The following is a 12,087-nucleotide window of genomic DNA, read 5'->3' as shown; positions in this document are numbered from 1 at the left end:
CAGCCTGGCGCTACATTAGGATGCAGACACACAAGGAGGATCACCCCCATGCATCATCGCGCTCTCAAACCCGTTATTAGCCTGTTTGCGGCTTTGTCCCTGCTGACCGCCGTGGGCTGCGCCGGTCTCACTGAATTTCTCGATAACAGCGGGCTGGGGAGTGAACAGCCTCAACTGGTGGCTGGCATCAAGCAGACGCTGGAACTGAGCAGCACACGGGCAGCGGACACCCTTTCCACGCCTGGCGGCTATGCCAACGATCCGCTGCTGCGCATCACCATGCCGGAACAGGCTCAGGCCATTACCAGCACGTTACGTCAGTTCGGCATGGGGCGTTATGTCGACCGGGTGGAGTCGCTGATGAACCAGGGCGCAGAGCAGGCGGCCAGCGAGGCGAAGGACATGTTCATCACCGCCGTGCGCAATATGACCGTAACCGACGCGCTGGATATCGTGCGTGGCGACGACACCGCGGCCACCCGCTATTTCCGCACACAGACAGAAAGCGGGCTGCGTCAGCGCTATCAACCGATCATTCGCAGCAACCTGGAGCAGGTGGGCTTCTATGATCAGTACCGTCTGATGCTGGATGTGTACAACACGCTGCCAGTCCGCAATCGCCCGAATCTGGATCTGGAAGACTATGTGCTCAACCAGAGCCTGGACGGCCTGTTTACCCGCGTTGCCAGCGAGGAAGCCCTGATCCGCCAGGACCCGATCGGCCGCGGCAGCCAACTGATCGGCAGCGTCTTCAACCGCTGATCATCGCACTTGTCATCTCAGGCAGGACAAGTCAGGAGAGCCCGGTGCAGGCCTTGTGCCGGGGGCAGCTGACCAGGTGATCGTTGACCATGCCCACCGCCTGCATGAAGGCGTACATGATGGTGGGGCCGACAAAGTTGAACCCCCGCTTTTTCAGATCCTTGCTCAGCGCCTCCGCCTGGGGGGTCACCGTCGGGCACTCCTTCAGCGTGTGGAAGTGGTTGACGATGGGTTTGCCATCGACAAAGGCCCACAGATAGCGGTCAAAGCTGCCGAACTCCTGCTGCACCGCCAGAAAGGCGTTGGCATTGCGAATGGCTGAGACGATCTTCAGCCGATTGCGAATGATGCCCGGGTCCGCCAGCAGCTTTTCCACCCGTTTGCCGGTGTAGCGCGCCACCTTTGCCGGGTCGAAGCCGTCAAAGACCTCCCGGTAGCGCTCGCGCTTGCGCAGCACCGTGATCCAGCTGAGCCCGGCCTGGGCCCCTTCCAGAATCAGGAATTCGAACAGGGTGTTGTCATCGTGCACCGGCACGCCCCATTCCTCGTCGTGGTAGCGCTGGTAGAGCGGGTCGTCGCTGCACCAGGGGCAGCGGGGCTCCATTGCTGAGTCGATGACGGATGTGCCGGTGGCGGATGTGCTCAGGGTTGTACTCATAGTGCCTCCTTGCGTGATGAACCCGCTTATTTAACTGTCCATAAGGACAGTGTGTCAACAACCCCGGCCTCGCCGGGCCAGCGGTATCACCCGTCCCGCCGGGACGTTATACTTGGCCGCTGTTTTTTTCAGGATTTCTCATGGCTGCAAAATCTCACGTAGACGTCAGCACGTTTCAGGGCCTGATTCTCGCTCTCCAGCAATACTGGGCAGAACAGGGCTGTGTCATTGTTCAGCCGCTGGACATGGAAGTGGGCGCGGGCACCTTTCACCCGGCCACGTTTTTGCGCGCCATTGGCCCGGAAAACTGGAACAGCGCCTACGTGCAACCGTCACGCCGCCCCACCGACGGCCGCTATGGTGAGAACCCCAACCGCCTGCAGCATTACTATCAATTCCAGGTAGTACTCAAGCCGTCCCCGGACAACATCCAGGACCTGTACCTCGGCTCCCTGAAGATGCTGGGCTTCGACACTCTGGTGCATGACATCCGCTTTGTGGAAGACAACTGGGAATCCCCGACGCTGGGGGCCTGGGGCCTGGGCTGGGAGGTCTGGCTCAACGGCATGGAAGTGACCCAGTTCACCTACTTCCAGCAAGTCGGTGGCATCGACTGTTACCCGGTCACCGGCGAGATCACCTACGGCCTGGAGCGCCTGGCCATGTACCTGCAGGGCGTCGACTCGGTCTACGATCTGGTCTGGTCTGACGGCCCCTTCGGCAAGGTCACCTACGGTGATGTGTTTCTGCAGAATGAAGTGGAGATGTCCACCTTCAACTTCGAACATGCCAACGTGCCGGCCCTGTTCGAGCAGTTCGACCTGTTCGAGGCCGAAAGCCAGAAGCTGATCGAAGCCGGGCTGCCGCTGCCGGCTTACGAATATGTTCTCAAGGCGTCCCACACCTTCAATCTGCTGGATGCCCGCAAGGCCATTTCGGTGACAGAGCGCCAGCGCTTTATCCTGCGGGTGCGCGCCCTGGCCCGTGCGGTGGCGGAGGCTTATTTTGCTGCCCGCCAGGCGCTGGGCTTCCCGATGGCCGATGCCGCCCTCCGCGATGAAGTGCTGGCACAGCTGGACCGCAAGGCAAAGAAATCGCAAAGCACGAAATCGAAAGGAACCCGGTCATCATGAGCAGTGCGCCCACCGAATATCAGGATCTGCTGATCGAGCTCGGCACCGAAGAACTGCCACCCAAGTCACTGCAATCGCTGTCTGAGGCGTTCGCTGGCGAAGTGCTGCGGCAGATCGACGACGCGGGCCTGGCCCACGGCGCGCTGACCGTGTTCGCTGCACCGCGTCGGCTGGCGTTCCGCATCGAAGCACTGCAGCTGGCACAGCCGGATCGGGAAACCGAGCGCCGTGGCCCGGCCGTGGCGGCCGCGTTTGACACCGACGGTCAGCCCACCAAAGCCGCCCAGGGTTTCGCCAGTTCTGTCGGCCTGCGTGTGGACCAGTTGCAGACACTGGACACCGACAAGGGCGCCTGGCTGGTAGCGCGGGTGACGGAGCAGGGCAAGCAGGCACAAGCACTGTTGCCGGAATTCCTGGCGCAGTCCGTGCAGCGGCTGCCGATTCCCAAGCGCATGCGCTGGGGCGCGCGCACGGAACAGTTCGTGCGGCCGGTGCACTGGCTGGTGGCCCTGCTCGGCGAAGACGTGCTGCCGTTGTCATTGCTGGGCCTGGAAGCCGGGCGACAGACCCATGGCCATCGCTTCCACGCACCGGCGCCACTGGTGCTGAACACCCCGAAAGAATACGAACAGCGCCTGGAAAGCGAAGGCTTTGTCATTGCCGACTTCGCTCGCCGCCGCGCCATGGTCAATGAGCAGGCAACCGCTGCAGGCACACAGGCCGGTGGTACCGCCGTGATCGACGACGACCTGCTCAATGAAGTCACGGCACTGGTGGAATGGCCGGTCGCCCTGATGGGACGCTTCGATGTCGACTTTCTGCGCGTGCCCCAGGAAGCGCTGATCACCGCCATGCAGGAACATCAGAAATATTTTCCGGTCGTGGATGACAACGGCAAGCTGATGAATGCCTTCATCACCATCAGCAATATCGACAGCACGGACAAGACTGCCGTCATCAGTGGTAACGAAAAAGTCATTCGTCCACGTCTGGCGGATGCGGCTTTTTTCTACGACAACGACTGCCGCAAGACGCTGGCGCAGCATGCCGAACCGTTGCGGCAGGTGGTGTTCCAGCAGCAGCTGGGGACGACCTTCGAGAAGTGCGAACGGGTTGCGCGTCTGGCGGGCATCATTGCGGACAAGATCGGCGGCGACGTCGCTCTGGCAACCCAGGCAGGCCATCTGTGCAAGGCCGATCTGACCTCCGAAATGGTCGGCGAGTTTGACACCATGCAGGGCGTGATGGGCTATTACCTGGCCCGTCACGAGGGCTTGCCGGAGGAGCTGGCGCAGGCGCTGCATGAACAGTATCTGCCGCGCTTTGCCGGTGACACCTTGCCCGCCACACGCACCGGTCAGGCCGTGGCGCTGGCCGACAAGCTGGATACGCTGGTGGGCATTTTCGGCATCGGCCAGAAACCCACCGGTGACAAAGATCCTTACGCATTGCGTCGCGCCACGTTGGGCATTCTGCGCATCATCATCGGCAATGAGCTGCCGCTGGATATCGCTCGTCTGGTAAAAGAAGCGGCGGCCGGGCTGGGCACGCGCATCACCGATGACGCTGCCGGGCAAGCACTGGATTTCATCAACGGACGCTACCGTGCCATGTATCAGGAACTCGGCATCGACACCCAGGTGATCCGTGCGGTGCAGGCCGTGGCGCCAACGCAACCGCTGGACTTCGACCGCCGGGTGCGCGCGGTTGCCGCGTTCCGCGAGCGTCCCGAAGCCGCCGCGCTGGCTGCGGCCAACAAGCGGGTTGCCAATATTCTTGCCAAGCTGGAGAAGGCGCCGGGCGACGAAATCGACGGCGCGCTGCTGGATGGCCCGGCGGAACATGCCCTGACAGATGCCGTGGTCAATGCCTACGCCCAGTCCGAGCCATTGGTGGAGCAGGGCGACTATGTTGCCATCCTGGCGCTGCTGGCCGATCTGCGTGAGCCGGTGGATGCCTTTTTTGATCAGGTCATGGTGATGGCCGACGACCCGGCGGTGCGCGATAACCGCCTGGCGCTGTTGTCCTTCCTGCGCGATCTGTTCCTGCAGGTGGCCGACATCTCGGAGCTCGGTGGCTGAGGGGCGCGTCATGAAACCGGCCTCTGTGTCCGTGTACCTGCGCAGCCTGCTGTTTTTTGTGGCCTATCATCTGATAGGCATCGTCCACAGCATGCTGTGCCTGGCCGCCGCGCCTTTCCTGTCCTTTGAACAGCGTTTCCGTTTCGTCAACCTGTGGACCCACGCCACCATGTGGTTGCTACGCCACCTGAATGGCATCCGGGTCGTGGTGGAAGGGCGGGAAAACCTGCCCGAAGGCGAAGCTGTCGTGGTGGTGGCCAATCATCAGAGCCAGTGGGAAACCTTTTATCTGCAACTACTGATTGCCCCTCAGGCCACGGTGCTCAAACGCGAATTGCTGTGGGTGCCGTTTTTTGGCTGGGGCGTGGCGCTGCTGAAGCCGATTGCCATCAACCGCAGCAAGCCCGGCGGCGCCTTGAAAGCTATCCTGAGGATCGGCAAGGCCCGGCTGAAAGACGGCATCAGCGTCGTCATCTATCCGGAAGGCACGCGGCAAGCGCCAGGTGTGGTGGGGCGCTTCAACCCCGGTGGCGCGATGCTCGCCTGCCATGCCGGCGTGCGGCTGGTGCCCATTGCCCACAACGCGGGGCAATGCTGGCCGGCCCGTTCCATGCTGCGCCACAGCGGCGTTATCACGCTGGTCATCGGCCCGCCCATTGAAACCGTGGGCAAAGCCCCCAAGATCGTAGCTGTTGAAGCGGAAACCTGGATTCGTGAGCAGGCCGCCCGGTTACCCGCAGGCTGATGCCCGACCTTTTGAAACGCAGCCTGAACCGTTATGCACTGGCGCTTTCACCGCGAAGTGGTAGAGTTAGCCCCGTTTTCCATTATCTCCGCGAGCTCCTCTGAGCTCGGCGCGACACTGACACCCTGAAGGACATTGCATGAATATCAATCTCGCCCCCCTGTCGATCCGAGAGCTCGAGCAGCTGATCACCGATGCCACCACTCTGATCGAAAAGAAAAAGGCGGAATCCATCAAGAATGCCAAGGCCGAAGTGGAAAAGATTGCCGCTGATGCCGGTGTGTCCATCGAAGAACTGCTTGGCCTGACCACCAGTGGCAGCGGCGCAGGCGGCAAGGTGCGCAAACCCGCCGCCATCAAGTTCCGCCACCCGGATGATGCATCACTGACCTGGACCGGCCGCGGCAAGCGCCCGAACTGGCTGCAGGCCGAGCTGGCCAAAGGCAAGCAGTTGGAAGATTTCGCGATCTGACATGATGCCGACGCCCCGTCGGCATCAGTTCAACCGACAGCCGCTCCCCGAGAAGGTGCCGCTGATACCGAACACGGTGTTTTGCCAGGTACCATTGAGTGCGCCCGTGTCCCGGTTCAGCGTGCCGCTGATATTGCCCTCGGAATAGGTGGCACTGAGGGTGGTGCCGGTTACGCTGCCGGAGAGGGTGACCAGTTCGTCTTCAAGGATGCTGTAACCCACGCCCTGCACCATTCCGCTCTCGCTGACGTCGAAACTGAACAGGCCCTCGTCATCCCCGGTGAAGGCGCCGGTAAAGCGGAAATCAGCGTTGCTCAAACCGCCTATGCGACGGCCACTGAAAGACCCCCCGGTACTGCCGTCGGCAGCCCACCCACCGGATACACTGTTGGCGTCAGGAAAGCGCCCGTTGAAAAACACATCAGACGAGGTCCTGCTGACAAAAGCAGACTCCTGACTGTACTCAATATTATTGAAGGCACTGAGAATATACTCACCGCCATCGATATCGCTGAATGCCACACCGGAAACACCGCCGGACAGCGCATCCACCAGGAAACCAAAGGTGCCGCGATCGCTGCCCTGGTAGGTGCCTTGATACGCACCCGCACGGACGCAGCGAATGGTGCCCTGAAGATGATCAATCGCCACAGCAGCACTGGGCAGTGAAGCCCCGGGATGCACGGATGCGACGTCGCTGATGATGTCCGCAATATCCCCGGCGAGGTTGCCGCTGGCAAACTCCGGCTGCGTCCAGTCCATGGCCAGGGTGCGCACCTCCTCCGAGATGCTGATGCCATTATCCGGATCACCATCTTCATCCAGCATCAGCATGAAACGCACACGTCCTGTTACGCCGGGTTCAATACTGATGCCGGCTTCTACCATATCGACCGGGAGCACGACGGCTGCGCCCGGTGCACTGCCAATCTCGACATTGCCGACGCGGAAGGTCACCACGTCATTCTTGCGATAACGAAACTCGCCGCGCTCGTTGGTGGTGCCGGTCATGCCGGAAGACGTGCGGTAATCGATCCCGATGACATTACTGTCCTTGAATACGCCTGTGCGTTCACCGCCACCACCACTTCCTCCCCCGCCGCCGCAGGCAACGAGCAAGGCGCTGGAAATCAACAACGGGGTGAGTGCTCTGATACGAAACATGGCGGTGCTCCTTTGGCGTACCGCTTCAGCGAGTACGCGGATTGCAAGGTGACTGTGCGCCGGCGCCGGATGACAGGCTGCACTGGGACAAGGTGCCCGGTGCAAAATTGCCACCGGTGAGTGTCTCGCCGGGAGGATTGCTTTGCGGTACGACAATGACGCCAGACGTTTCCGGCAGGAAATCGAAATTGCCGGACGGCGCAAAGGCAATCTGATGCCGTTCTGTCGGGATCTCACCGCCAGCCGGAATGCAGATCGTCTCTGAGGTAGGCCCGTAACCAGATGCCCAGCAGGTTTCTGCCACGCTCGGACAGCTGCTCACATCACAAACCGTGCCCGATGCGGAGAGCACGGTCATAGAAGGGTCATTATCCGGCCCATGGGTATAGAAGAGGCGCACATACTCCTCCTCGGAGCGAGCAACATCACTCTCACCCGGCCCTATAACGCCGACATTGACCGCAATCGAGCATTGCAGTGCAGCGCTTTCCTGCGCCTCAAAGGTTGACAGGGTGCCACTGCAACTGCGGATGCACGACGCGGCGCGCCAGCAACGCTCCGAGCACCCTGTGCCTTGAACGCTGGCCAGCACATCACACGCATCAATGCTGAATTCGGGACCGGCTTGCGCGCGGGTTGGCGACACAAAGTGCTCGCCCTCGATATCGATATGCAACCGCGTGATCGGGTAAAGACTTTCGATGATAAACTCCATCACCAGCATGCCATCCGGAGACTCAAAGGTTTCTACCCCGCGAATCACCGGTTCCTCTCCGACGGCGGTGCTAACCGGGAAGCCACCACTGCCACGAACGACCTCGGTGATCGCCAGGTCTTCAATCGGCGTATCGAACGTGGCGGTTGCCGCCGGGTCGCCGCCATTGCCGCCACCTCCGCCACCACAAGCCGTCAGCGTAATGGCACTCATCAGCAACGACAGCAGCAGACCAAGGCGCCATACCTGTCGGGGCAGGGGAGAAGATAAAGCTGACATGCGAGGCCTCCATGACCAAGTGTGATAGCGACGTTCAAGTGGTACTACCAAAGCTATTGCCTCGCTGCGGCAGTGGCTATCGACCACATGGACGAGCCAGATGGCCACCGGCCCGCCGGATCACATTTCAAAGGTATAGCCAAGCTGGATACGGTTGGCGCCATCGTCCAGAAAACGTGTCATCGAAAGATAGAAGCGCTTGTAGGCGCCACCGATACGCAAGCTGGGCTGATCAATGAAATCATTCGTGTCGATGCGGAAGATGGCCTCCCCGAGCAGGTCCGGATTAAGCGCGGCCCGCAGCCCCACTTCCAGGCCCAGAGCGATATCCGAATCGCTGTCGCCGCCATCAACATTGAAGGCACGGTAGTTGATGTCGGCGCCGATAAAGCCGAATGCCAGGTCCTGGTCGGGAATGCCCATCTGATAGCCAAGCCCCATAAGCGCACCGCTGGTCAACAGGCCACTGGTATCGAAGCCGCCGAGCTCGAGTTCACCATAGATATAACTACCTTCCCCGGGATTGCTGTTGCTGCTGTGCCTGTTCGAGCCCCAGAAACGCATGAACAGGCCATCAAAACGGTTATCGTCATTGGTGTAGACACCGATAATCATCAGCTCATCCAGCCAGCCAGGGTGGTAACTTGCTTCCTCTGTCGCGTGGCTTTCATTGATGGCAAACAGATTCACAGCAAACAGGCTGCATGCGGCGAGCAGCCCGACAGTGGTGTTCTTCTTCATCCCCGGGATTCCTTTAATCATTGCAAAGCAAGCAAACGCCGGACGCTGCCGGCTAATGTGTTATAACCCTCTGTAGCCTAACTGTGCCCGTATCGGTAAACCATGGGACCTATGGCCGGGCCAAATAGCCGGGCGCATTGCGCGAGGCGACCCGGGCATCATGTTTGCGTACAGTCTGGGTCAGTGCGTGTCAGGGAAGGGAAATGCTATGGGTCGTTGGGGTCTCGGTATTGCTGCGCTGCTGTGGCTGTGTGTCTCACCCCTCAGCATGGCAAACACAGTAGCACTGGCCAACGGCGAGATGACCTGGGCCGACCAGCCGTATGCGCCACACGCCACGAACGTCTGGCAGAGCGTTACCCTGCGTGACATAGGCAGAACCTTCCCGCCCGACGGCGCGCAATATGCCTGGTACCGCTTCGAATTCGATATTCAGGACCCCGGCGCATTGGTCTATGCATTGCGGATGGATCGCATTGGCCGAATCTCGGCCATCTATCTCAATGATGCGCTGATCTATGACCAGGGTAGCCATGCCCGATATTTTCATGTGCGGCACTTTGTTTCCCGCTTTGTGGAGGTGCCCCCGGCACTTGTGCTGGCCGGTCGCAATGCGTTGCTGATCGAGCAGGTGTTCGAACCTGGCACAAAGCCCGGCATGGCGGGCCTGGTCTTCGGACCTGCTGCAGACGTCAGGCCGGGTTATGGCCGGTACGTGTTTCTTACATCCGGCATTCGCGCGGCGCTGAACGTAGCGGCAATGGTGTTCGGGCTGCTGATGCTGCAGATATGGCTGGCCCGTCGCTCCGAAAAAGCGATAGGCGTCTTCGGCCTGCTTTGCGTGCTCAGCTCGATGCGCACGGAACTTTATTTCAGTGAGTACGCGTTGATAGCACGGCCTTTCTTCGACTGGTTCTTTTTCTCGGTCAATGCCGTTACGCCCCTGCTGCTGGCCTTGTTTTCCATGTTGTTCTCCGGACGCCATCGCGCCACCTATCTTGCCGTTACCGTCGGTGTGGCGCTGTTTCTGCCGACCGTCGCCGCCGTATCGCTGTTAACGGGCTATATGGATTATGTCCGGCTTGCTGGATACCCGATCATCATCGCCGCCAGTGTTCCCGCTATATGGCTGATGCTCGATGAAGCCAGGCGGCGTAGCAGCTATACGTTATGGGCATTGGGTTTGTCATTGGCGTTTACCGTCATTGCGGCAGTACATGACTATCTGCTGTCCCGAGGCATGATGCCCATCAAGGATGTCTACTGGTTAGCGTATGCGCTACCGATGGTATTCCTGTCCTATGGCGCCCATCTGATTGGTCATCTGGTGCGTGCCACCAACCAGGTTGAAGAATTGAACCTGTCGCTTGAGAAGCGGGTTCAGGACCGCACCCGCAAACTTGAAGCCGCCAATATGGCCAAGACACGCTTTCTCGCCTCAGCAAGCCATGACCTGCGTCAGCCGATTCACACCGTAAGCCTTCTGGTCGGGTTATTACGCGACAAGGCATCCGAACCGGCATTGCTCGATCTCGTGGGCCGGATTCGCCGCGCGGTGGCCGCAATGGAGGACCTCCTCAAAGGACTGCTGGATATTTCCCGCCTCGATGCCGGCGCCGTGGAGCCGGAGTTTCACGCGGTGCGTATCGAGAGTGTCTTTCAGTCGTTGCGCGTCCACCTCGAGCCGGAGGCAGAAAGCCGTGGGCTTGAGCTCCGCATTCGACATTCTCCGGCCATTGTCAGTACTGACCCGGTCATCTTTGAACGTGTGCTGAGAAACCTGGTCGCCAATGCCCTCAAGTACACCCGCAAGGGTGGCGTTGTCGTAGGCGTGCGCCGGGCCGGCCAGGGGTTTTTGCGCGTCGCCGTCTGTGATACCGGCATTGGTATTCCTGCAGACAAGCAGGAAGAAATTTTTCAGGAGTTCTACCAGATTGATAATGTCCAGCGTGACCGCAGCAAAGGGCTGGGACTGGGCTTGTCGATTGTGCAGCGCTCCGTCGATCTGCTGGGTCACCGCGTGACGCTGTCATCTCGTCCTGGCAAAGGCTCCTGCTTCAGCATCATATTGCCGGGGTTGTCCCACCAGAACACGCGCGAGACGGATTCCTGGTTGCCTGACAAAGTCTTCAGCCTTTCCGGCATGCGGGTAGCTCTCGTGGAAGATGAGGCTGCCGTGCGCGAGAGCATGGCGCAGGTGCTACACCATTTTGGTGCCGAGGTGGTGGCGGCGCCCGGACTTCAGGCGTTGCAGGCGGCGCTCGAGGAAGCGCGTGTCGTGCCCGACCTGTTGATCAGCGACTTTCGTCTCGAGAAGGACAATGGCCTTGCCGTCATCCGTGCGGCCAAGGCCCGCTACGACAATGCCTTACCTTGCCTTCTGGTCACCGGCGATACCGCGCCGGAAGATGTGGAAGATATCCGGCGAGCAAACGTGCCGGTGTTGTTCAAGCCTTTCGGCGCCACAGAATTGCGCGCCGCACTGGAGGCGCTTTTGCGCTGAGCCGTGCCCGCTCACTCCATTGCCGGGTCGTCCCCGGGGAAGCGGATGCCCAGCCGAGCTGCCGCCACCAGGGCCTGCGTGCGGGACGACACGTTAAGCGCCCGGAACACCGCAGACACATGGTTCTTGACCGTCGACGGCGACAGATCAAGCTCTCGGCAGATTTCCTTGTTGCTGTTGCCGCGCAACAGGTGCTCCAGCACCATCGCCTGTCGCGCTGACAGGCCAATGCTCTGCGCTGTCGCTGCCACCGGCGCCGTATCCGCAACCGTAGCAAGCACCAGGGGCGGCAGGTAAACGCCCCCGGCGAGCACCAGGTTCAGGGCTGCCAGCATGACCTGTGTCGTGGACGACTTCGGGATGAATCCCATGGCCCCGGCATCCATCACGGCGGTAACGTTGCTGACCGATTCGTGAGCGGAAACCACAATGACCGGTATATCGGGGTGCTCATGCCGTATCCGCTGCAAGCCCGCCACACCATCAATGCCGGGCAGCTCCAGATCAAGCAGTATCAGGCCGATGTCGGGATGGGCGTTGAGCAGTTCACAGCCTGACGCACACTCTCCCGCTTCCAGAACCGTGGGCTGTACCGGTAATTCAGCAAGCAGTAGCGCCACACCATCGCGGAACAAGGCGTGATCATCGATAAGCAGTATCTTCATTGCTGTCGCGGGTCTCCTCTCCGATCCCACTTCAGTATAACCGGGCAGGGCATGATGTAACGGCCCACGCCCGGTCTCCGACCGGATTAGATGTACAGAAACGGTAAACCGGACGTGACTGACCCCCACATTCGAAGCTTCCGCTGGATGTAAGCACTTACGCACAGTG

General features: G+C 60.4%; 11 protein-coding genes. 6 read left to right on the top strand and 5 right to left on the bottom strand.

The window, feature by feature from the left end:
• The first annotated feature begins 48 nt into the window (after positions 1 to 48).
• Complete coding sequence (locus K8B33_RS07810; RefSeq protein ID WP_223425313.1) at positions 49 to 762, top strand: DUF4197 domain-containing protein; 714 nt, start codon at positions 49 to 51, stop codon at positions 760 to 762.
• Between the two features lie 31 nt (positions 763 to 793).
• On the opposite strand, the gene K8B33_RS07805 is transcribed toward K8B33_RS07810, so the two are convergent.
• A complete protein-coding gene (locus K8B33_RS07805) occupies positions 794 to 1,366 on the bottom strand; it encodes a DNA-3-methyladenine glycosylase I (RefSeq protein ID WP_223426074.1) in 573 nt (190 codons plus the stop codon).
• A 194-nt stretch (positions 1,367 to 1,560) separates the two neighbouring features.
• Between K8B33_RS07805 and glyQ the strand changes: the two genes are divergently transcribed.
• The 4 genes from glyQ to K8B33_RS07785 all read left to right on the top strand — a co-directional run bounded on the left by glyQ (position 1,561) and on the right by K8B33_RS07785 (position 5,851).
• Positions 1,561 to 2,553, top strand: coding sequence for a glycine--tRNA ligase subunit alpha (gene glyQ / locus K8B33_RS07800; protein WP_223425311.1), 993 nt, complete (start codon positions 1,561 to 1,563; stop codon positions 2,551 to 2,553).
• Positions 2,550 to 4,634: a glycine--tRNA ligase subunit beta gene (gene glyS / locus K8B33_RS07795; RefSeq protein WP_223425308.1), complete on the top strand. Its 2,085-nt coding sequence runs from the start codon at positions 2,550 to 2,552 to the stop codon at positions 4,632 to 4,634. The genes glyQ and glyS overlap by 4 nt, the downstream gene beginning before the upstream one ends.
• Before the next feature lie 10 nt (positions 4,635 to 4,644).
• Positions 4,645 to 5,379 carry a lysophospholipid acyltransferase family protein gene (locus K8B33_RS07790; RefSeq protein ID WP_223425306.1) on the top strand — a complete coding sequence of 245 codons (735 nt, stop codon included), beginning with the start codon at positions 4,645 to 4,647 and terminating at the stop codon, positions 5,377 to 5,379.
• A gap of 139 nt (positions 5,380 to 5,518) precedes the next feature.
• Positions 5,519 to 5,851: an H-NS histone family protein gene (locus K8B33_RS07785; RefSeq protein WP_223425304.1), complete on the top strand. Its 333-nt coding sequence runs from the start codon at positions 5,519 to 5,521 to the stop codon at positions 5,849 to 5,851.
• A 24-nt stretch (positions 5,852 to 5,875) separates the two neighbouring features.
• On the opposite strand, the gene K8B33_RS07780 is transcribed toward K8B33_RS07785, so the two are convergent.
• The 3 genes from K8B33_RS07780 to K8B33_RS07770 all read right to left on the bottom strand — a co-directional run bounded on the left by K8B33_RS07780 (position 5,876) and on the right by K8B33_RS07770 (position 8,750).
• On the bottom strand, positions 5,876 to 7,015 hold the full coding sequence (locus K8B33_RS07780; RefSeq protein ID WP_223425301.1) for a hypothetical protein: 1,140 nt from the start codon (positions 7,013 to 7,015) through the stop codon (positions 5,876 to 5,878).
• Positions 7,016 to 7,040: 25 nt separating this feature from the next.
• On the bottom strand, positions 7,041 to 8,009 hold the full coding sequence (locus K8B33_RS07775) for a hypothetical protein (RefSeq protein ID WP_223425299.1): 969 nt from the start codon (positions 8,007 to 8,009) through the stop codon (positions 7,041 to 7,043).
• A 120-nt stretch (positions 8,010 to 8,129) separates the two neighbouring features.
• The gene (locus K8B33_RS07770) at positions 8,130 to 8,750 is read right to left on the bottom strand and encodes a hypothetical protein (RefSeq protein ID WP_223425296.1); all 621 of its coding nucleotides are present in this window, start codon (positions 8,748 to 8,750) and stop codon (positions 8,130 to 8,132) included.
• 208 nt (positions 8,751 to 8,958) lie between these two features.
• On the opposite strand from K8B33_RS07770, the gene K8B33_RS07765 reads away from it, so the two are divergent.
• A complete protein-coding gene (locus tag K8B33_RS07765) occupies positions 8,959 to 11,253 on the top strand; it encodes an ATP-binding response regulator (protein ID WP_223425293.1) in 2,295 nt (764 codons plus the stop codon).
• Between the two features lie 11 nt (positions 11,254 to 11,264).
• Here the strand turns inward: K8B33_RS07765 and K8B33_RS07760 are convergent, their stop codons facing one another.
• The gene (locus K8B33_RS07760; RefSeq protein ID WP_223425291.1) at positions 11,265 to 11,918 is read right to left on the bottom strand and encodes a response regulator; all 654 of its coding nucleotides are present in this window, start codon (positions 11,916 to 11,918) and stop codon (positions 11,265 to 11,267) included.
• Positions 11,919 to 12,087: the final 169 nt, after the last annotated feature.

The sequence above is a fragment of the Alcanivorax limicola genome, from assembly GCF_019931215.1.
GTDB lineage: Bacteria > Pseudomonadota > Gammaproteobacteria > Pseudomonadales > Alcanivoracaceae > Isoalcanivorax > Isoalcanivorax limicola.
This window is presented reverse-complemented; position numbering and strand designations above follow the sequence as displayed.